The sequence below is a fragment of the Ruegeria sp. D7 genome (assembly GCF_056534355.1).
This window is the reverse complement of sequence record NZ_JBQFPG010000001.1, coordinates 387,710-408,847: the sequence shown is the minus strand read 5'-3', so window position 1 is coordinate 408,847 and position 21,138 is coordinate 387,710. Positions and strand designations below refer to the sequence as shown.

The 21,138-nt window shown below is 57.7% G+C and carries 19 protein-coding genes; 5 read left to right on the top strand and 14 right to left on the bottom strand.

Annotated elements, in window-relative coordinates; all coding sequences use genetic code 11:
* Window positions 1–104 precede the first annotated feature (104 nt).
* Window positions 105–1,262, top strand: coding sequence for a ribonuclease D (rnd, locus tag ACRZ9U_RS02045; RefSeq protein WP_170406001.1), 1,158 nt, complete (start codon window positions 105–107; stop codon window positions 1,260–1,262).
* On the opposite strand, the gene ACRZ9U_RS02040 is transcribed toward rnd, so the two are convergent.
* A complete protein-coding gene (locus ACRZ9U_RS02040; RefSeq protein WP_170405998.1) occupies window positions 1,259–1,783 on the bottom strand; it encodes a hypothetical protein in 525 nt (174 codons plus the stop codon). The genes rnd and ACRZ9U_RS02040 overlap by 4 nt on opposite strands.
* A gap of 141 nt (window positions 1,784–1,924) precedes the next feature.
* Here ACRZ9U_RS02040 and ACRZ9U_RS02035 point away from each other — a divergent pair, with 141 nt between their 5' ends.
* Window positions 1,925–2,335 (top strand): SufE family protein, encoded by a 411-nt coding sequence (locus ACRZ9U_RS02035; RefSeq protein WP_170392962.1) that lies wholly within the window; start codon window positions 1,925–1,927, stop codon window positions 2,333–2,335.
* 3 nt (window positions 2,336–2,338) lie between these two features.
* Here the strand turns inward: ACRZ9U_RS02035 and ACRZ9U_RS02030 are convergent, their stop codons facing one another.
* Together ACRZ9U_RS02030 and ACRZ9U_RS02025 are read right to left on the bottom strand one after the other, a co-directional pair.
* Complete coding sequence (locus ACRZ9U_RS02030; RefSeq protein ID WP_170405995.1) at window positions 2,339–3,004, bottom strand: DUF1638 domain-containing protein; 666 nt, start codon at window positions 3,002–3,004, stop codon at window positions 2,339–2,341.
* A 101-nt stretch (window positions 3,005–3,105) separates the two neighbouring features.
* Window positions 3,106–3,804: a corrinoid protein gene (locus ACRZ9U_RS02025; protein ID WP_170392964.1), complete on the bottom strand. Its 699-nt coding sequence runs from the start codon at window positions 3,802–3,804 to the stop codon at window positions 3,106–3,108.
* Window positions 3,805–4,119: 315 nt separating this feature from the next.
* Between ACRZ9U_RS02025 and ACRZ9U_RS02020 the strand changes: the two genes are divergently transcribed.
* Window positions 4,120–5,187, top strand: a complete 1,068-nt coding sequence (locus ACRZ9U_RS02020; protein WP_170405992.1) for a PA0069 family radical SAM protein — start codon at window positions 4,120–4,122, stop codon at window positions 5,185–5,187.
* A 9-nt stretch (window positions 5,188–5,196) separates the two neighbouring features.
* Here ACRZ9U_RS02020 and ACRZ9U_RS02015 read toward each other — a convergent pair whose 3' ends face one another.
* From ACRZ9U_RS02015 to gltX, 3 genes are all read right to left on the bottom strand, one after another.
* Window positions 5,197–6,138, bottom strand: coding sequence for an autotransporter domain-containing protein (locus ACRZ9U_RS02015; protein WP_170405988.1), 942 nt, complete (start codon window positions 6,136–6,138; stop codon window positions 5,197–5,199).
* A gap of 171 nt (window positions 6,139–6,309) precedes the next feature.
* Window positions 6,310–7,605 (bottom strand): citrate synthase, encoded by a 1,296-nt coding sequence (gene gltA, locus ACRZ9U_RS02010; protein ID WP_170405985.1) that lies wholly within the window; start codon window positions 7,603–7,605, stop codon window positions 6,310–6,312.
* Window positions 7,606–7,719: 114 nt separating this feature from the next.
* A complete protein-coding gene (gene gltX, locus ACRZ9U_RS02005; protein WP_170405982.1) occupies window positions 7,720–9,126 on the bottom strand; it encodes a glutamate--tRNA ligase in 1,407 nt (468 codons plus the stop codon).
* 78 nt (window positions 9,127–9,204) lie between these two features.
* Between gltX and ACRZ9U_RS02000 the strand changes: the two genes are divergently transcribed.
* Window positions 9,205–11,232, top strand: a complete 2,028-nt coding sequence (locus tag ACRZ9U_RS02000; RefSeq protein ID WP_480901244.1) for a ComEC/Rec2 family competence protein — start codon at window positions 9,205–9,207, stop codon at window positions 11,230–11,232.
* On the opposite strand, the gene lexA is transcribed toward ACRZ9U_RS02000, so the two are convergent.
* From lexA to ACRZ9U_RS01970, 6 genes are all read right to left on the bottom strand, one after another.
* On the bottom strand, window positions 11,226–11,924 hold the full coding sequence (lexA, locus tag ACRZ9U_RS01995) for a transcriptional repressor LexA (RefSeq protein WP_170392970.1): 699 nt from the start codon (window positions 11,922–11,924) through the stop codon (window positions 11,226–11,228). The genes ACRZ9U_RS02000 and lexA overlap by 7 nt on opposite strands.
* A gap of 70 nt (window positions 11,925–11,994) precedes the next feature.
* Window positions 11,995–13,167: a molybdopterin molybdotransferase MoeA gene (locus ACRZ9U_RS01990; protein ID WP_170405976.1), complete on the bottom strand. Its 1,173-nt coding sequence runs from the start codon at window positions 13,165–13,167 to the stop codon at window positions 11,995–11,997.
* On the bottom strand, window positions 13,164–13,637 hold the full coding sequence (moaC, locus tag ACRZ9U_RS01985; RefSeq protein ID WP_170405973.1) for a cyclic pyranopterin monophosphate synthase MoaC: 474 nt from the start codon (window positions 13,635–13,637) through the stop codon (window positions 13,164–13,166). The genes ACRZ9U_RS01990 and moaC overlap by 4 nt, the downstream gene beginning before the upstream one ends.
* Window positions 13,637–14,449 carry an indole-3-glycerol phosphate synthase TrpC gene (gene trpC, locus ACRZ9U_RS01980; RefSeq protein ID WP_170405970.1) on the bottom strand — a complete coding sequence of 271 codons (813 nt, stop codon included), beginning with the start codon at window positions 14,447–14,449 and terminating at the stop codon, window positions 13,637–13,639. Before trpC ends, moaC begins: the two co-directional genes overlap by 1 nt.
* Entirely contained in the window at window positions 14,446–15,465 is a 1,020-nt protein-coding gene (gene trpD, locus ACRZ9U_RS01975) for an anthranilate phosphoribosyltransferase (protein ID WP_170405967.1), read from the bottom strand. The genes trpC and trpD overlap by 4 nt, the downstream gene beginning before the upstream one ends.
* Window positions 15,462–16,043: an anthranilate synthase component II gene (locus ACRZ9U_RS01970; protein ID WP_170392975.1), complete on the bottom strand. Its 582-nt coding sequence runs from the start codon at window positions 16,041–16,043 to the stop codon at window positions 15,462–15,464. The genes trpD and ACRZ9U_RS01970 overlap by 4 nt, the downstream gene beginning before the upstream one ends.
* 131 nt (window positions 16,044–16,174) lie before the next feature.
* On the opposite strand from ACRZ9U_RS01970, the gene ACRZ9U_RS01965 reads away from it, so the two are divergent.
* Window positions 16,175–17,722, top strand: a complete 1,548-nt coding sequence (locus ACRZ9U_RS01965; RefSeq protein ID WP_170405964.1) for a divergent polysaccharide deacetylase family protein — start codon at window positions 16,175–16,177, stop codon at window positions 17,720–17,722.
* A 24-nt stretch (window positions 17,723–17,746) separates the two neighbouring features.
* On the opposite strand, the gene trpE is transcribed toward ACRZ9U_RS01965, so the two are convergent.
* Window positions 17,747–19,258 (bottom strand): anthranilate synthase component I, encoded by a 1,512-nt coding sequence (gene trpE, locus ACRZ9U_RS01960; protein WP_170405960.1) that lies wholly within the window; start codon window positions 19,256–19,258, stop codon window positions 17,747–17,749.
* Window positions 19,259–19,270: 12 nt separating this feature from the next.
* Window positions 19,271–21,112: a peptidyl-prolyl cis-trans isomerase gene (locus ACRZ9U_RS01955; RefSeq protein ID WP_170405957.1), complete on the bottom strand. Its 1,842-nt coding sequence runs from the start codon at window positions 21,110–21,112 to the stop codon at window positions 19,271–19,273.
* Window positions 21,113–21,138 lie beyond the last annotated feature (26 nt).

Genomic DNA, 21,138 nt, shown 5'->3' with positions numbered 1-21,138 from the left:
GGGGTGATTTACACGCAAAGGTTATTCGTCTTATGGTCGCATATCGCTCGGGACGAGGACGGCACGGGCAGTCACAATAACCAAAAGCAAGAACAGCACCGCGCATGAAAACCCTGACGACGACGCAAGAGCTGGCCGCATTCTGCTCGGCTGCTGCACAATATCCTTATGTCACTGTAGATACCGAATTTCTGCGCGAACGGACCTATTATTCGAAACTCTGTCTGGTGCAGCTTGCAGTGCCATCGGAAGATGAAGACAGCGCCGTTCTGGTTGATCCATTGGCTGACGGCATGTCGCTGGAGCCTTTGTACCAGCTGTTCAGCGACGAAAGCGTGGTCAAGGTTTTCCACGCCGCGCGGCAGGATCTTGAAATTTTTTGGGTCGACGCGGGCGTCTTTCCGACTCCGTTGTTTGATACTCAGGTCGCTGCGATGGTCTGCGGTTTTGGTGAACAGGTTGGCTATGAAACTCTGGTCCGGAAGATCTGCAAGGAAGGGGTCGATAAAACTTCTCGCTTCACCGACTGGTCACGGCGCCCTCTGACGGATGCGCAGAAAACATACGCACTGGCAGATGTAACCCATCTTCGGAAAATCTATGAGCATCTGGCTGCAGAACTTAAGAAGTCGCGCCGGGATCACTGGGTCGCAGAAGAGCTTCGCATACTGACCCGACCCGAGACATATGACATTCGCCCGGAAGAGGCGTGGCGGCGGGTCAAAACGCGGACCAACTCTGCCAAGTTTCTGGCCGTGGTTCGAGAGCTGGCGCAGTTCCGTGAGGCCTATGCGCAAGAGAACAATGTGCCACGAAGCCGTGTGTTCAAAGACGATGCGTTAATCGAGATGGCCTCGACCAAGCCCAAGACGCCCTCTGATCTGGGCGGGTCGCGCTTGTTGCTGCGCGAAGCGCGCAAAGGGGCGATCGCAGAAGGCATTCTGGAGGCGGTAAAACGGGGCGTAGGTTGCCCGCAAGACCGATTGCCGAAAATTGACAACAGCCGTGACAAGCTGAAGGTCAACCCGGCACTTGCAGATTTGCTGCGCGTTCTTTTGAAATCAAAGACCGAAAGCGCAGGCGTTGCCGCAAAATTGATCGCCTCCAGCGCGGAATTGGATCAGATCGCTGCAGGCGAACGAGAAGTTCCCGCCATGTCCGGTTGGCGGTTCGAGGTTTTTGGCGAGGACGCGCTGAAGCTTTGCGAAGGCAAGATTGCTTTGGCCGCCAAGGGACAGGCAGTGCAGGTTGTCTCGCTTTAACGGCGACGAGATTCCAACGCGTTCTGCTGGCCTTTGACCCGAACTAAACGAATACCTTCCAGTTCTTTTCGGCTTACATTGACGGCCTCTGAAACCATCCGCGACCGTTCGGTGCCCTGCGCAGTGGCGTAGTCCGGGTAATCCACGCGGAAGGTGAACTCCATAACGCCATTTTTGCTGAGTTCTTCCGATCTTACGCGCGCGAGCTGTGCGTTGAACGCACCCTGTCGAATGGCTGTGCCAGCCGCATAGATGATTGCACCCGTCGAGGTTGGGTCGATCCGCAATTCGTTGATCACGGCGATTGGAACGCTATTATCCTCGGCGTCCGGACGCTCGAACAGGCCTTTTTTGTCGGCATTTTCGGGAACCAAGGCATTAGCGTCATCGGCTGATACTTCGGATGGGCTGGGTGTGCTGCTGCCAAACCAGTTCGATGGATTCGCGCTTGAGTTGCTCCAGTTGCTACAAGCGGACAGAGCCATTGTGGAGATCATCAGAACAGGCAGAGTTTTGTGCATGGACCCAGTACTTTGTGCAACTTTACCTGCATCGGGTTAACGCAAATTCGATCGTTTGAAAAGCCACGCTGGGGACTGGACAGTCGGTAGCGCTGAGCATAGTTCACAATTGTGAACGCGTAACGCAAGGACGGACCCGATATGGCAACGCCAGCCTTCGAAGAGATAGTCGAGGATTTCGAGTTCCTGGAGGACTGGGAAGACCGCTATCGCCATGTGATCGAGCAGGGCAAAGCGATGGAGCCTCTGGATGATGCATTCAAAGTCCCTGCGACCAAGGTGAATGGTTGCGCCAGTCAGGTCTGGCTGCATCCAACCATTGAGGGCGGTCAATTCCGATTTGACGGTGACAGCGATGCCCTGATTGTTCGGGGCCTGATTGCGGTTCTGCGTAGCCTGTATAACGGCTTGCCGGTGGCCGAGGTGCCCAGTGTTGATGCCGGTGGAGAACTCGCGCGACTGGGGTTGCAGGATCATTTGTCTGCCCAACGTTCGAACGGGTTACGCGCTATGATAGAACGTATTCGCGAAGTGGCATTGGCCAGCGCCTGACTTTTAGGTGGATTTGCGTGCTGCCCAGTCAGCAAGCGTGGTTTCCAAATCGCCATAGCCGGTTTGCCGACGTTCGAATTCCAGCCCCATCCGTTCGGCACACTCCTGCGCGCGGCGAGTGAGGTTGGGATCATCAGTTTGTGCTTGATAGACGAGCTTGGTGTAATTGCCGAAATACATCTCTCGCAATTCAGGATGCCGGTCTAGACCCAGCGGTTTCCAGACAAACGCATCAAACTGCCGCGCAAGGAAATCTGTCAGATAAAAAGCGGTGGTTTCATCGTCTCCATGCGCGGCAAAGGCCAAATTGCCCTCGAAGAAGGAATAGCAATGGGGCCCTTGGATCATCTCGACCCCCAGTCGCTCGCACGCTGCTTGTAGCAACCCACCGGTTCCGCAATCAGCATAGACAACGTAGATGCGATCGTAGGAGTCCCGATGCTTGGCAACCGCATCCTCGACCGCCTGTGTAATCTTTTCCGGGTGCACATGTAAAATGGCGGGCAGGCAAGTCAGCGCCATGTGATCCCAGCCGTTCCGTTCTTTCAAGTCCAAAATCTCGCGCGCCAGTGCGCCGCATGCGATCAGAAGAATTGACTCGGTGCTGTGCGGTGCGACATAGCCCTGACGGGTCAGGCTGTCATCATCTGGCATGTTTGAGTCGGTCATCTGATCTCTCTGACTGGTCTTTAGCTAAATATGTGCCCGAGGTTCGGACAAAAAAGGCCGCCCCAATAAGGGCGGCCTGTCTCGCGATATGGTATCGCGCGTCAGCCGGCCAGTTGGTTGTGCTTGCGCGACATAAAGTCCTTGGCCATTTCCACCGCCACGGCTGCGTCGCGGCAATAGCCGTCAGCGCCGATCGCCTTGCCGAACTCTTCGTTCAGCGGAGCGCCGCCAACCAGAACGGTATATTCATCACGCAGGCCCTGTTCGACCAAAGTGTCGATCACGACCTTCATATAAGGCATCGTCGTCGTCAGCAGAGCGGACATGCCCAGAATGTCGGGCTGTTCGTTTTCCAGCGCTTCGAGGTAGTTCTCGACCGGGTTGTTGATGCCGATGTCAACAACTTCGAACCCGGCGCCTTCCATCATCATCGCAACAAGGTTCTTGCCGATGTCATGGATGTCACCCTTTACGGTGCCGATCACCATCTTGCCAACGCGCGGAGCACCAGTTTCAGCCAGCAGAGGCTTCAGGATCGCCATACCGCCTTTCATGGCGTTGGCCGCGAGCAGAACCTCAGGCACGAACAGGATGCCGTCGCGGAAGTCATGGCCGACAATTGTCATGCCGCCAACCAGCGCTTTGGTCAGGATGTCATAGGGTTGCCATCCGCGCTCGAGCAGGATGTTCACACCTTCTTCGATCTCTTCCTTCAGGCCGTCATAAAGGTCATCGAACATCTGTTCGACGAGTTCGTCGTCATTCAGTTCGGACAGGACGATGTCTTCTTCATCAGACATGGGTATTTCCCTGAGCTGTGCGGGCCTGCGGCCCGTGGTGGCATTTTCACCGTTTTGGCCATTTCGTCGCAGGTCTACTGTGACGATTGCGACCTAGGTCGTTCTGAGACCGACCTATAGGCCGAATATTCGCACTCAGCGACATCGAATTTTGCAAGATCATCCTGCATTGGTTTCATTAGCCACGGTAAATTCACCTGCAGTCTAATGCGTCGCCGGTTTCGAGCATCTGATGATTTTTGAGAATCGAAACATGAATCTTGCCAGTGAAACTGGTTTTAATTACATCTAGTGATAGGAACAAAAAGCGAACAAATGACTGCTGCCATCAAAAGCCCTGGGCGCGGAGCAACCTCAAACGAAGCAGGTCGATTCGAGAGGTTTACAACCGAGTTGACCGAAGATGGCTGGGATTTGCCAGACGAACTGCCCCCGTTGCGGACCGAAGTTCGGGAAGAAATGGCGCGCAATCTGATCACCTATAACAAGTCGCCGGACCTACCTTTTGACCGATCCATAAACCCATATCGGGGCTGCGAGCATGGATGCGTGTATTGCTTTGCTCGGCCAACGCATGCGTATCTGGGGCTGTCTCCGGGTTTGGATTTCGAAACCCGCCTTGTTGCACGACCCAATGCGGCTGAGCTATTGCGTCGCGAACTCTCGGCACGTTCTTACAAGGTGGCCACGATTGCACTGGGCACCAACACCGATCCCTATCAACCCATCGAAAAAAACCGCAAGATAACAAGAAGCTGTCTAAAGGTTCTGAGAGATTTTCAACATCCGGTCGGTATTGTGACCAAGGGGACTCTGATCGAGCGTGATCTTGATATTCTGGCACCGATGGCCAGCAATGGTCTTGTCCGGGTTGGCATTTCGCTGACCACATTGGACCGGGATCTTTCCCGGCGGATGGAACCCCGGGCGCCTTCACCACAGCGCAGGCTCGGAATGATCCGCAACCTGACCGAGGCTGGCGTGCCTGTGCGCGTTATGACGTCTCCAATCGTGCCCGGATTAACCGATCATGAGCTGGAAAATCTGCTGGAGGCCGGAAAGCAGGCCGGCGCAGATTCCGCGAGCTGGATCATGCTGCGGCTACCGCGTGAAGTATCCGGGCTTTGGCGCGAATGGCTGAGTGAACATCAGCCAGGCAGAGCAGAGAAGGTGATGGCGCGGCTGCGCGAAATGCATGGGGGTAGGGAATATGACCCCCGGTGGGGCCACCGCATGCGGGGCGAAGGGACCTATGCCGAGATGATTGCGCAACGGTTCAAGGCCGCAGTCAAACGTCTCGGGCTGTCGACAGACATGCCGCCACTGAACTGTGCGGCGTTTGCACCTCCACCCCAGCCCGGTGATCAACTGGCTTTGTTTTGAAGCCTTGGTTCAGAAACTAATGCCAATACCGGCCGAGAAGCCGTTGACGGTATCGCTGCCGTAGTAGCGGACCATAAACCGTGTCGTTGATACCCAAGGCACCCATGTGTCAGACAGATCGACCTCGATCCCACCACCTACGCGTGCCAGCCAGTCGGTGCCCAATACAAGTGCCTGATCCCCGATCAGATAGGACAGGGACAGATCGCCCACCCAGCGGACCGGGCGACCGAACATGCGTTTTCCAGTTGGAAAGCGGTAGCGTGACCACAGAACTGCATTTGCGGCAGTTGATTCAACCAACAGGTCCTCGTTGTCTCCGATAGGCCAGTATTCGATATGGGTATAGCGCAGGCTTGCCTCGAATTCCCGGTCGTTGGACAGAGCTCTCTCGTACGAGACCGTCATCGATCCGCCTGCGCCACCAGCCCAGATGCCGCCGCTTTCGAGAAAGTCTCGATCAAGCCCCAGGCGGTTGGCGATGGCTTGCGCACCGACAGATGCGTCGGATTGCGTACGTCCGACCGAGATATGGGCCATCGGGGTCATTTTCCAATACTCGCCGATGTCGAACTGATAGCCGACACCGCCGGTCATGGCGAGGCTGGTCCATTTCAGCGGAATACGCGTGGTATCTCCGGTGCCGCTGAAGGTCAGAACGGGGTCATAGCGCGCGTAGCCTAAATACCCCTCAAGATAGATCGGCACGCCCTCAGCAAGGCGAAACCCGCCGCCCAGCTGGGCGGATTTGAAATCGTAATCGCGATTGTCTGTATTTGATTGCAGTGAGATTGCGCTGGCAGAATCGTCCGGGATGCCTGCCAGCCCCAAGATTGCCAACGACCCGGCGGCGTTTTCCTGCTGCTGCTTCTCAAAAGCACGTTCCAGCACGCTTTGAGCGGATGCCGATTGCGCAAGTAGCAACATGGTGAACAAGAAGATGAAACGCATGAGAACCAAACACTATTCGTCGGACGCGGCAACATTAGGCGGACTGAGGTAACGCGGAAAGATGCATCGAAACAGTCATTTACGATTGGTTTCGAACGGTCTCATTTTGGTAACGCTACGGAAAAAAAGACCCCGGCTAACCGGGGTCTTAACATCGATATTGTGTGTGGATCAGCGGTTTTCGATGTCCACGTAATCGCGGTTGCTCGCGCCCAGATAAAGCTGACGTGGGCGTCCGATCTTATTCTGTGGATCGGCAATCATTTCTTTCCACTGGCTAACCCAGCCAACGGTGCGTGACAATGCGAAGATTGGCGTGAACATCGAGGTTGGGAAACCCATCGCTTCCATCACGATGCCCGAATAGAAGTCGACATTCGGGAACAGTTTCTTTTCGATGAAATACGGATCTTCCAGCGCCTGTTTTTCCAGCGCCTTCGCGACCTGTAGTTTGGGATTGTTTTCTACGCCCAGCAGGTCAAGTACTTCGTCTGCCGATTGCTTCATCACTTTCGCGCGTGGATCGAAGTTCTTGTAGACGCGGTGGCCAAAGCCCATCAGACGGAACGGGTCATCTTTGTCTTTGGCACGCTCGATAAACTCGGGGATGCGGTCCACGCTGCCGATCTCTTCCAGCATTTCAAGGCAAGCCTGGTTCGCACCACCATGGGCCGGACCCCATAGACAGGCGATACCGGCCGCGATACAGGCGAATGGGTTTGCACCCGAAGAAGATGCCAGACGCACCGTCGAAGTCGAGGCGTTCTGTTCGTGATCCGCCTGCAGCATGAAGATACGATCCATGGCGCGTGCCAGAATCGGGTTCACCTCGTAATCTTCGGCAGGAACGGCAAAACACATGCGCAGGAAGTTTGACGCATAGTCCAGGTCGTTGCGCGGATACACGAAGGGCTGACCAATATGGTATTTGTAGGCCCAGGCCGCGATGGTCGGCATTTTTGCGATCAAACGGTGCGAAGCTACTTCACGCTGACGCGGGTCCGCGATGTCGGTCGAATCGTGATAGAACGCGGACATGGCACCAACCACACCCACCATGATGGCCATCGGATGCGCATCCCGGCGGAATCCGCGATAGAAATACTGCATCTGCTCGTGCAGCATCGTGTGGCGGGTGATTGTGGTCTCGAAGTTCTCCAGATCCTTCGCCGAAGGCAGCTCGCCATACAGCAGCAGATAGCTGAGTTCGAGGAAATGCGACTTCGAGGCGATCTGTTCGATCGGATAACCGCGATGCAGCAACTCGCCCTTGTCACCGTCGATGAATGTAATGGTGCTGTCACAGCTTGCGGTGGACGTGAAACCCGGATCATAAGTAAAGACGCCAGCCTGACCATAGAGCTTGCGGATATCGATCACATCGGGCCCAGCGGTCGGAGAAAACACCGGCAGATCATAGCTTTCGCCGTGGACAGTCAGTTTGGCTGATTTTTTGCTCTCGGTCATGTTTGTCCCTTCTTCATTCGTGCGCATGCCGGATCGCTGTCCGACAAAGCAGGCAACGACTGCGTTCCGTCGCGCAGTCCGTTCTTAACGGAGCAGCGTTACCCTTATGTGAAATCAGGCCGGGTTCGCTGCATCAGAAAGCCGCGCCAGGGTTTCATCGCGCCCAAGCACAAGCATCATGTCAAATACCGAAGGTGTAACTGCCCGGCCCGCTAGTGCCGCCCGCAGCGGACCAGCCAATTTGCCGAACTTAACCCCATTCGCCTCTGCGAACGAATTCAGGGTCTCCTCCAGTTCGTTCCGGGACCAGCTAGCATTTTGCAGCTGCGGCGTCAATTCTTTCAGTATACCGTCGGATACAGATGCCAGCGCCTTTGCGGCCTTTTCATCTGGCTGGATAGGTCGCGACGTAAGCACAAAATGAGCTTTTTCAATGAGTTCCGGGAACGTGCGTGCGCGGTCCTTGAGGCAATACATCGCACGGATCAAATCACTGGATTGTGTTTCGGAAAGCGGCGGCAAACCAGCTGACTTCAGATATCCCTGAATTTCATGCTGCAGCGCGGCATCTTCCCCGACGGCAATATGTTGTCCACAAAGGTTTTCAAGCTTCTTCACATCAAATCGCGCCGGGCTTTTGCCGATGCCATCCAGATCGAACCACTCTTTAGCTTGGGCATCGGTAAAGAACTCATCATCCCCATGGCTCCAGCCCAGCCGAGCCAGATAGTTGCGCATTCCGGATGCCGGATATCCCATAGCCTGATATTCTTGCGCCCCCAACGCACCGTGACGTTTGCTGAGCTTTTTACCATCTGGTCCATGGATCAAAGGGATATGCGCCCAGACTGGTACTTCCCAACCCATCGCCTCGTAGATCATCATCTGACGGGCGGCGTTGTTGAGGTGATCGTCGCCCCGGATCACATGAGTCACGCCCATATCATGATCGTCAACCACAACGGCCAGCATATAGACCGGAGTCCCATCCGAACGCAGCAGGATCATGTCATCCAACTGATCGTTGCGAATGGTGACATCGCCCTGCACCTGATCGCGGATCACAGTGGCACCGTCTTGCGGAGCCTTGATGCGGATCACGTAAGGTGCGTCGGGATGTGTGGCAGGGTCAGCCTCGCGCCACGGGCTGCGAAACAGGGTCGACTGCCCCTCGGCCCGCGCCTGTTCACGGAATGCAGCGATTTCTTCCTGCGTCGAAAAGCACTTGTATGCCTTGCCGTCGGACAGCAATTGATGCGCGACCTCTGCATGTCGAGGGGCACCCTCGAATTGGCTGACGACCTCACCGTCATGATCAAGCCCTAGCCAGTCCATGCCTTGCAGTATGGCCGCTGTTGCTTCCGGCGTGGAACGTTCCCGATCGGTATCCTCGATCCGCAACAGGAACTTGCCGCCGCGACCCCGCGCATAAAGCCAGTTGAACAGCGCAGTGCGGGCGCCACCGATATGCAGAAATCCGGTGGGAGAGGGGGCAAAACGGGTGACGACCTGATCGGACATGGTGTGGATTAACCTTTTGGTAACCTTAGCGGGCATAGTTTGGCGACTATCTACCCAGCCCGAAGGACGGGGGCAACCATGCGTGTTCTGACACGGGTCGAGACCGCATTGCTGACCCAGCGGGGACACTTGTTTCCGTGGTCCCCGATCTGCCTGGCGGTCGGGATTGGTTGGTATTTCAGCCTCAGGTTCGAACCCGAGGTTGAGCTCTATGTCGGCGTTCTGGCGCTTGCCTTGCTGGCGCTTGCCTCCACCCGTTGGATGGGGGCCGCGTGGTCACCGCTGGCCACTGGCTTAGCCCTGATCGCGATGGGGTTCGCTCTGGCCGGGACGCGGGCACATATGGTTGCGGAGCCGGTCCTGCAATGGCGTTACTATGGCCCGGTCGAGGGGAGGGTCGTAGCGCTGGACCGCTCTGCGTCGGATGCGCTGAGGGTGACATTGGATCAGGTGCGGATCGGGGACGTTCCTGCTGATCAAAGACCCCGGCGCATCCGGCTTTCTATTCACGGTGAGTCAGTTGCGCTGTCCCCGGGTCAGCGGATTATGACCACAGCACATCTTTCGCCGCCGCAAGGGCCAGTTGAACCCGGAGGTTTTGATTTTCGCCGCCACGCCTGGTTCCAGCAACTCGGCGCTGTTGGATACACTCGGGCTCCGGTCCTGACGTCGGCTGCGGCGCGAGATGGTTTGGACGGAGTGCGTATCACGGCCTTGCGCATGGAGATCTCGGATCGGGTGCGCACGATCCTGCCGGGCGAAGTCGGGGGCTTTGCCGCCGCCGTAACTACCGGTGATCGCAGCGGGATGGGGCAGGCCTCGTTAGAGGCGTTGCGCGCGTCCAACCTGGCTCATCTTCTGGCGATTTCGGGCCTTCACATGGGTTTGTTGACCGGTTTCGTTTTTGTGGCGTGCCGCATGGGGTTCTCAATGGTACCTGTCATCGCGCTTCGCATGCCCGTACGCAAGGTGGCCGCGCTCTGTGCGTTATTCGCGTCGACAATCTACCTGCTTCTGTCTGGTGGGAACGTCGCGACTGAGCGCGCCTTTGTGATGGTCTGCGTTATGCTGGGGGCCGTATTGTTGGACCGGCGCGCGATTTCATTGCGGGCGGTGGCCATGGCTGCGCTGATTGTTCTTACCTTGCGCCCGGAAACTCTATTGAGCCCCGGATTTCAGATGTCTTTTGCTGCTACAACCGCCTTGGTCGCAGGGTTCGGCGCATTGCGGGACTATGGCCCAATGCCAGGCCCAAAGTGGCTGCGGCCTGTGCTGGCCTTGTTGACATCCTCGGCGATCGCGGGGATCGCGACAGCTCCGATCGGGGCGGCGCATTTTAACGCTATTTCGCACTATGGGTTGTTGGCAAATCTCGTCTCCGTGCCCGTCATGGGAACGCTGGTCGTTCCAAGTGCGGTGGTCGCCGCCCTTCTTGCACCTTTTGGGCTTGAAGCGATTGCATTGCACGTAATGGGTCTTGGGCTGAGATGGATCCTTACCGTTGCCAATTGGGTCGCGGGACTGGAGGGCGCGCGCGGGTACGTAGTAAGCCCAGACTATTTCGTATTGCCTGCTCTGGCTCTGTCTCTTCTGTGGCTAATGCTGTGGCAAGGGCGCGCACGGTGGCTCGGCATCGCTCCGGCAGCACTAGCGATAGCGCTGTGGGGTCAGGGAAGCCGCCCAGACGTGCTGATCGCCGATACCGGCGGGCTGGTCGGAGTGATGACTGAACACGGGCGCGCGCTGAGCAAACCGAAAGGCAGCGGATTTGTCGCGTCGGTGTGGCTGGAAAATGACGGGGACGGGGCAGATCAACCAAAGGCCGCTTTGCGATGGCCAGAGGCATCAGCGGGAATTCAACGTTTTCTTCTGGGAGACAAAGAGCTTGTCCACTTGACTGGCAAGCGGGCTGCGAGCGCCTTTCAGGAATGCAGGAAAGATCAGATCATTGTCGCCCCGGTGTCGTTGACTTTGACCGGTGCATGCAGCGTTTACGATACGGAATTTCTGCGGAAGACAGGCAGTCTTGCGTTATCCAAGGGGCGTTTGTTCGCGAGTTCTGATATCTCAGGCCGCCGCCTATGGTCCCCCAAGCTGCCTCAGTAGCTTCGGATCAAGCCTACCAGGCGGCCCTGAACTTTCACCTTGTCCTCTGGCAGCACGCGGGTCTCATAGGCCGGATTCGCCGCTTCCAGCGCAATGGCCTGACCTCGGCGGAAAAACCGTTTCAGCGTGGCTTCCTGATCTTCCACCAATGCCACCACGATGTCACCGTTGTCAGCGGCCGTTGTTTCGCGGATCACCACGACATCGCCATCGTTGATACCGGCGTCGATCATCGAGTCGCCACGAACCTCAAGCGCATAATGTTCACCACGGCCCGAAACCATCGAGCCCGGTACCGCAACGCGGTGCGAAACATGGCTGATCGCTTCGATCGGTACACCGGCAGCAATCCGGCCCATAACAGGCAATTCCATCGCATCAACTGTGACGGGTTCAAAGTTCGCGGGGCGTGGACCTTCAGGGCGATCGCCTTCAATCACACGGGGTTTGAAACCTGCCGTGGGCTCTCCCCCAAGGCTTTCTGGCAGCTTGACAATTTCGATGGCACGGGCTCGATGGGCAAGGCGGCGGATAAAGCCACGTTCTTCCAGCGCGGTGATCAGTCGATGAATCCCGGATTTTGACCGTAGATCCAACGCGGCCTTCATCTCATCAAAACTGGGCGGAACACCGTCCGCTTGCACGCGTTTGTGGATGAATTCCAGCAAATCCAATTGCTTCTTGGTCAGCATTGCTCATACCTCGTCGCTCATGCGTTTTCTTTTGTTCTACGCATGTTCACGTTTTGTGTCAACGGATTTGCTAGATCGGCAGGTAAAGGACCTCATCCCCGGCCTCGCGTGCGGGATCGTGTGGTTGGCGTACCAACAGTGCATTGGCTTGCGCCAAAACACTCAGCAGCGAGCTGTCCTGATCATCACAGGCGCGGATGCCGCCGTTGTCCAACACCGCCCGCATATAATGCTCACGCGGGCCATTTTTTCCGAGCGGGGCAGAAAGGCGGGCGCGTTGGAATGGCTGTAGGGCCTGTTCAATCCCCAACATGCGGCGCACCATTGGGATGAGGAACAGGTAACCGCACACCATGGCACTGACCGGGTTTCCGGGTAGACCGACCATTGCAGCCCCCCCAAGCCGCCCGGCCATCAGTGGTTTACCCGGTCGCATGCGAATCTTGTAGAACGATTGCTTCAGCCCAAGACCTTCCGAGACATCCGCTACCAGGTCGTACTCGCCAACCGACGCCCCTCCGATGGTCACCACGAGGTCAGCGCCTTGCGCCAAGCCAAAAGCTGTTTCTAGTGAGGCTAAAGTATCTTGTGCGATAGGAAGTACACGAACTTGTGCGCCAGCGTTTTCCAGTAACGCCTTAAGACCAAAGGTATTTGAGGCGACGATCTGATCGGGGCCGGGTGTTTCTCCGGGCATCACCAGTTCGTCACCGGTTGAGATTAGTGCAACCACGGGTTTGCGGTTCACAGGGACCGAAGCGATGTTCATCGCAGCCATTAATGCGACATCTTCGGGTCTGAGCTGGCGTGGGGCCGTGATCTGCGTACCGATGCTGAAATCGATCCCCGCAGGGCGGATATTGGCCTTTTCACCGGGGGCGTCGGTTATGGTGATCAGATCACCGCGTCGGTCGACATCTTCCTGTATGACGACGAAATCTGCACCATCCGGCACAGGCGCACCAGTGAATATCCGCACAGCTTGGCCGGGTCCGACGCTTCCAGCAAAGCGACGTCCGGCCGCAGCTTCGCCAACCACTTTGAACATTGCATGCAGTTCGACTTCGGCCGCCTTGACGGCGTACCCATCCATCGATGACGCAGCAAAGGGCGGCTGATCACGCGTTGCTGCAACGTTTTCTGCCAGGATACGACCGGCAGCCTCGGCAAGGGCAACCGTTTCTGCGGGCAGCGGTGAGACCAGATCGAACAGCAGAGCCCGCGCTTCTTCAACCGAGATCATGATGCCTCGTAACGCCCTGATTTTCCGCCGTCTTTCAGTAGAACACGAATACCGCCGATCTCCATCGATTTGTCCACGGCCTTCGCCATATCGTAAACCGTCAGTGCGGCTGTCGAGACTGCTGTCAGCGCTTCCATCTCTACGCCAGTCTGGCCGGAAGTCTTTACAGTCGCTTCAATCTGAACGCCGGGAAGGTCCGGGTCTAAGCTCAGTTCAATGGCGACTTTGGTCACGGGTAGCGGATGACACAGAGGTATCAGGTCAGGCGTTTTCTTGGCGCCCATTATGCCCGCAAGTCTGGCAACACCAAGAACATCGCCTTTCTTAGCGCGTCCTTCTGAAATGATATCAAAGGTTTCCTTCGCCATCTTGATGTATCCAGATGCAACCGCAACCCGGTCGGTGACAGCCTTGTCGGACACGTCCACCATATGGGCCTCACCTTTGGCATCAAAATGGGTCAGCGGCATCACATCACTCCGGGAATGAGCGGGTTGGCGAGCAGTGCTCGAGTTGCCGAAGCTACATCATCCTGACGCATCAGGCTCTCACCAATAAGGAAACAGCGCGCACCGTAGCGGGCGATATCGGCGAGGTCCGCCGGAGTGCTCAGGCCGCTCTCGCAGACGATCGTGCGATCCGCTGGAACCAGCTTTGAAAGGTGGCGGGTGGTATCGAGGGTCGTCTCGAACGTCTTGAGATTGCGGTTGTTTATCCCGATAAGCGGGCTTTTCAACTGCGATGCGCGTGCAAGTTCATCGGCGTCGTGCACTTCGATCAGAACATCCATGCCCCAGTCAAACGCGGTTTGCTCAAGCTCGGCGGCCTGTGCATCGCTGACCGATGCCATGATGATCAGGATGCAATCCGCACCCAATGCACGCGCTTCGACCACCTGATAGGGGTCGTACATGAAGTCCTTCCGCAATGCTGGCAACGAACAGGCCGCGCGCGCTTCGGTCAGAAAGGATTTGTCGCCCTGAAAGCTAGGCGTGTCCGTCAGAACCGACAGGCAAGCCGCGCCGCCCTCTTCATAAGCTTTGGCAAGCGCGGGCGGATCGAAATCAGCGCGGATCAGACCTTTGGACGGGCTGGCCTTTTTGACCTCGGCGATCAATCCGTACCCCTTGCGCATAGCCGAATGCAGGGCTTCGGCAAAACCGCGTACCTCGGGTGCGTTCCGTGCCTCAGATTCTAGTGTTTCCAGAGGCTTATGCGCCTTATCCGCAGCGATCTCTTCCAGCTTGTACGCTTTGATTTTGTCCAGAACGGTCTCGGTCATGCGGCTTCCTGTGTAATGCGCGCCAGCGCGGTGATCTTTTCACGGGCCTTGCCGCTGTCAATGCTTTCTGTGGCCATCGCAACGCCCTCGCGCAGATCGCTTGCCGCATCTGCAACGACCAGCGCCGCTGCCGAGTTTAGCAACACCGCGTCGCGGTAGGCTGAAGGTGCCCCATCCAGTAGGGCGCGGAAGGCGACGGCGTTCTCTTCGGGGGTGCCGCCGATGATATCTTCGAACGGATGCACCGGCAGGCCTGCATCTTCGGGGTGAAGCTCGACCTCTTTGACAAAGCCGTCCTCAACTGATGCGACCCAGCTGACCCCGGTGATCGTAAGCTCATCCGTACCGTCTGAGCCGTGGACTAGCCAGGCATGTTCAGCCCCAAGCAGACCCAGAGTTTCGGCCATCGGGCGGATCAGGTCGCGGCTGAACGCACCGGTCAGTTGGCGCTTCACCCCGGCGGGGTTGGTCAGGGGCCCCAGAATGTTGAAAATCGTGCGCGTCCCAAGTTCTTGCCGCGAAGGCATGACATGGGCGATCGCCGGGTGGTGCATCGGGGCCATCATGAAACCGATACCGACTTCTTTCAGCGCTTTTTCAACGACTTCCGGGCCGACCATAACGTTAATACCAAGCTGCCCAAGAGCATCTGCTGCGCCGGATTTCGAGCTCAGGTTCCGATTACCGTGTTTTGCAACGGTGACACCGGCGCCCGCCGCCACAAAAGCCGTGGCTGTCGAGATATTGAGTGTTCCTTTGCCGTCGCCCCCCGTGCCAACGATGTCCATCGCGCCAGCGGGAGCTTTCACTGCATTGCATTTCGCGCGCATTACGGCAGCGGCAGCGGCGTATTCCTCGACCGTCTCGCCGCGCGTGCGCATTGCCATCAGCAACCCGCCGATCTGGCTGGGCGTGGCGGCCCCTTCAAAGAGGATGCCAAAGGCCTGTTCCGCCTCGGCACGGGTCAAAGGTCGATCGGCCGCAGCACCGATCAGCGGTTTCAGAGCGTCGCTCATGCGGGGACTTTCATTTCGTTCAGGAAGTTCTTGAGCAGGGCGTGACCATGCTCGGACGCGATGGATTCCGGGTGAAACTGGACGCCGTGGATCGGCAGTTCTTTGTGCTGCAGACCCATAATCGTGCCATCCTCAAGCTCGGCCGTGATCTCAAGGCAATCGGGCAGGCTTTCGCGTTCTACAACAAGCGAATGATACCGGGTGGCCTCGAAGGGCGAGGGCAGGCCAGCGAATACACCTTTGCCGGTGTGTTTCATCGTGCCCATTTTCCCGTGCACGATCTCATGACAGCGCACAACCTTGCCGCCAAATGCCTGACCGATGGTTTGATGCCCCAGACAGACCCCCATCAGCGGTGTTTGCGTCTCGGCCGCGGCTTCGGTCAGGGCCAGACAGATGCCCGCCTGATCGGGATCACAAGGGCCGGGGCTGAGCAGAATACCAGCCGGGTTCATCGCCATTGCTTCCTGTACATCCAGCGCGTCATTCCGGCGCACGACCATCTCGGCCCCGAGCTCACCCAGATAATGAACGAGGTTGTAGGTAAACGAGTCATAGTTGTCGATCAGCAGCAGCATTTGGGCACTTATCTTCCTATGGGCATTTCGGGCTGGCGATGCAGTCCCTGAGCGCGGTATAATGTCGGGACATACATGCTCAGGCTTGTGCGGCAGCGTCAAGAGGACATACCCAACTTGACACCGTGCGGGTGAGCGCCGCGGAAGATGGCGTCTGGGTGGATGAGGCACGAAACAACGCGAGAGGCGAGATTTCGATGAGCGGATTTTACGGTGGAGTGATCGCCGGGGCGGTCTCGGTATTGGCACTGGGCGCGGTTCTTTCGCTGACAACTCCTTTGTCACGTAAACCAGATGTGACGGCAACCGCGCCCGAAGTGGCTGATACTCCGCAGCCTCTGGAGGCTGCGAAAGTTGAAGAAAGCAATGCCGATGCCGATCTGGTTCAGTTGCCACCATCCGGCCCTGAAACCCCCGATCTATCATCAGATTCGCTGGATGGCTTGGCAGGTATCGAGCTTGAGCCCGGTGCCCGTCCTGAGGCGGGTGGAGCACCGACCGTAGCCGAGGCACCCGCAGCGATCTCATCTTCTGACGTGACCGTTCAAACCGAAGCGCCCGCGGCACCGCCAAATCCACTTGCCGAACCGACCTCGCCACAACAGGAAGTCGAACCGGCAGCGCTCGCGGACGCTCCAGCAGCGCCTGCGCCCGAGGAAGCCCCGGAACCGCAGGTTGCGGAAGAAACGCCCAAGGAGGCCCCTCAGGTCGCTGCCTTGCAGCCTGAGATCGCGGATGTGCCGGATGCAGCTCCAGAGGCTCAGGAAGCGGAACCCGTGCCTGATGAAAATCCAATCGCGGTTGAGGGTGAAGAAGATACCCGCCCTGTACGTCAGCCGCGCGTATTGACCCTGCCGCAAATTGGCGGAGAGGGAGCCACAGGTTCCGGTTCGTTGATCGGCAAGCGTGTCGTGCCCCTAACCGAGAGGGATGACCCGCCCGTCGAACAAGCCGTGATTACTCCAGAAGTGGCGGCCAAGCCCATCGAAGCACATGCTGCCACCTTCGAAAACCCAGAATCCAAGCCATTGATGTCGATCATTCTGATCGATGATGAAGGGGCTTTTGGGGCCGAGGCGTTGCAGGATTTCCCATACCCGCTAAGTTTTGCCGTCAGCCCGTCTGACCCGAATGCAGCGGAAAAAATGGCCCGTCATCGCGAGGCTGGATTTGAAGTATTGGCCTTGGTTGACATGCACGAAGCCGCCAGTGCTCAAGACGCTGAGGTGTCGTTGTCAGTGTGGTTGGATCAATTGCCTCAAACCGTTGGCATTCTGGAAGGTGTCGGAAGCGGCATTCAGGGCAACCGAAAGCTGGCTGATCAGGTTGCGGCGATTGCCGGAGATACCGGGCGCGGGCTGGTGACGCAGGACAATGGTCTAAACACTGCGCAAAAGCTTGCAGCGCGCAACGGCATTCCATCCAGCGTAGTGTTCCGCGATTTCGATGGTGCCAAACAGGACCCCAAGATCATGCGGCGTTTTCTGGATCAGGCAGCCTTCCGCGCCGGACAGGAAGGTGCCGTGGTGATGCTGGGTCGTCTGCGTCCCGAGACGATCTCGGCTCTGTTGCTGTGGGGGCTTGAGGATCGCGGCAGCCGCGTGGCGATGGCCCCAATTTCTGCCGTGATGATGAAAGAAGTCCAGCAGGGCGTTGCCGGATCGCTGACGGACGGGTGACGGCAGCGACCATCCGCCACCCCACTAGCTGTTTCCGCTGCCTGTAAACCGCGCCGCATCCGCAGCCGCGCGGCGAATGGCGTTCGATTTATGGACGGTCTCCATGTATTCCGCTTCTGGATCGCTGTCATAGACAACGCCGCCTCCAGCTTGGATATACAGTTTGTGGTCTTTCACAATGGCCGTCCGCAGCGCGATGCACATATCCATGTCGCCGCCTGCGCTGAAATACCCGACACCGCCACCGTAGATGCCGCGCTTTTCAGGCTCCAACTCGTCGATGATCTCCATCGCGCGCACTTTGGGCGCGCCCGAAACCGTGCCTGCAGGCATCCCGGCAAAGAACGCGTCCAGTGCATCCTTGTCTTCGGCCAGTTCGCCGACCACGTTTGATACGATGTGCATCACGTGGCTGTAGCGCTCGATGATGAACTCTTCGGTAGGACGCACGGTTCCAATCTTAGAAACACGCCCGGTGTCATTGCGGCCCAGGTCCAGCAACATGAGGTGCTCGGCCAGTTCTTTCTTGTCGGCCAGCAGGTCGATTTCGTTGGCCTTGTCTTCTTCGGGCGTCGCGCCACGCGGGCGGGTACCCGCGATTGGGCGGATCGTGACCTCATTGCCGAAGACACGCACCAGGATTTCTGGGCTTGCACCTACGACCTGAAAGCCGCCGAAGTTGAAATAGAACATGAACGGCGACGGGTTAGTGCGCCGCAGCGAGCGATAGAGAGCAAATGGCGGTTGTGGAAAATCCTGCGTCCAGCGTTGGGCCGGGACGACCTGAAAGATATCGCCCGCGCGGATATATTCCTTGGCCTTTTCAACGGCCTCCATATAGCCCGACTTGGTAAAGTTCGACACCGGAGGCCCAACTTCGACCGCGTCGCCCAGATCGCGGGTTTCGGCGGGCATGGCGCGTTCCAGATCGCGCACGGCATCCATCACACGCTCGGCAGCCTGCGCATAGGCGGCTTTGGCGGTTTGCCCCTCGCTGACCCAGGCGGGCGACACCACGGTAACCTCGCCTTTGACGCCGTCCAATACAGCAATGACCGAGGGGCGCAGCATGATCGCATCGGGAAGGCCCAACGGGTCAGAGTTCACATCCGGCAGATATTCCACCAACCGGACCATGTCGTAGCCCAGATAGCCAAACAGCCCGGCGGCGGCCTGCGGCAGGTCATCGGGAAGCGCGATGCGGCTTTCAGCCAACAAGGCGCGCAAGTTGTCCATCGGTTTGCCATCCTGTGGCTCGAAGGCCTCGGCATCGAAGCGGGCTGATCGGTTCAAGGCCGATGTCTCGCCCTGACAGCGCCAAATCAGATCGGGCTTCATTCCGATGATCGAATAGCGCCCACGCACTTCACCCCCGGTTACCGACTCGAGCATGAAGGCGTCTTTCTGAGCGCCTGTCAGTTTCAGCATCAGTGAAACCGGCGTATCCAGATCAGCGGCGAGGCGGGTATAGACGACCTGATTTTCGCCTGCATCATAAGCGCGCGCGAAACTTTCGAAATCCGGGGTCAGGGCCATGTTCTGTCTCTTTTAGTAACTGGCCCGTACCGCGTTCAGCGCTTGCTGATCCAGCACAGGGCGTGCGCGTGTCTGGGCATTGCGCACATAGATGTCGAAGATGTTCTGCGCCAGCGCCTGGCTCAATTGCGCAGCCAGTGCATCCTGCATCTGGCGTTGCTCATCGGTTTCCGCCGGAGGTAGCTCTTCATCCAGACGCACGATCAGGGCGTTACCGTTTCCGGGAATGACACGCAGCTCACCAGGGTCCATTTCAAACACCTGAGTCATGAAGTCCACGGGAACATCCTCGAGGAATGCGGTACGTGTCAGCGCATTTTCGACGCGGAAGGGCAGGCCTGTGGCGGTAAAGTCGCCATCTGTTGCCAGTTGGGTCAGAACCGTGTTGCCCTGATTTTGCAGCGCTTTCGCAGTTTCTACCTGCAGCCATGCCTCGGCGACACGGTCACGGGCGCTTTCCAGAGGTTCCGGGCGCGGCTCTAGCACTTCATTCAAGCGCAGCGCAAAGATCGAACCATCTTCAAGGAACGCGACCTCTGGGAAATCACCTTCTTGCACAGCCTCAGCGACTGAGCGGAAGCCGTCATACGCGGCAACGCCATCGTCGCTTTGCTGGGTCCAGTCGATCTGACCCAGTTCCATCTCGGTCTCACCGGCCAGTTCTTCCAGTGTTGCGCCGCCTGCAAGCAGGTCGTTGATGTCTTCGGCCTGTGCTTCGATCTGACGGCGCGCTCGGTCGGCGGCGAGTTCTGCACGAAGTTCGGGTTCGGCGTCTTCGAAACTGACATTGTTCTCGGCCAGCGATCCATTGATCCGGAACAGGGCAGGGCCGAACACCGTGGGAAGCGGGCCGACCACATCGTCGATCTTTGCGGCAAACACGGCGTCGGCTGCATCGCCCAGATCTTCACGGGTGACATCGCCCAGATCAACATCGCTCAGCTCAAGCTGACGTTCGCGGACCAACTGTTCGAAATCGGCCCCGCCAACTTCAAGTTGTGCCAGCGCCTCGGTTGCGGATTCTTCGCTGGGATAGGGAAGGCGCTCGACCAAGCGGCGCTCGGGTTGGAAAAATTCGTCAGCGCGTTGGTCGTATAGACGGCGCAGAGAATCTTCGTCCACTTCGATCGTATCGAGCAGCATGTCGGGCGACAGAATGGCGTAGGTCAGTTGCTTGGTGCGGGGCAGGGTGAACTGATCGGTATTCTCATCGTAATATGTCTGAATCTGCGCGTCTGTGGGTTGGGCCACGGGCGTTTCGAGAAGGTCGGCTGACAGGGTCGCCACGGTAAAGCTGCGGCGGGCCAGCACATAGTTCGACAAAGCCTCGGTCAGCGTACGGGGCATTTCAACACCGCTCATGACCGCACCCTGAACGATGGTGCGTGAAGATTCTTTGCGCAGATCCGATTCGAATTCGGAATCGGTCATTCCGACCTGTTCCAGCTGAAAGCGATAGGCTTCGCGGTCGAATGTACCGTTTACACCTTGGAACGCCGGTATCTGTACAATCTCGTCCTGCAGGTTCTCGTCACCGATCGAAATGCCAAGCTGTCCGACCTCGTTATCGATTGCGGCCAGCGCGATCAGGCGCGAAAGGGCAAGTTGATCGAGGCCAAGATCATGTGCCTGCGAAATCTGCATTGCCTGTCCGGTTTGCGCTTCGACGGCCCGGATCTCGCGCTGAAGCTCACGAAAATACGCGTCGACCGAAATGCTTTCATCACCGACCTGCGCAACCGTACGAACGGTTCCGGTCAGGCTGGTGGCGCCAAAGCCCGCAAGGCCCAGCATCAAAAGACCCATGAGAATCCAGACAAAGGTTTTGGATAGGTTTTTCATGCCTGCGGCCATGGTGCCCTCTTGGTTTTGTCGGCAAA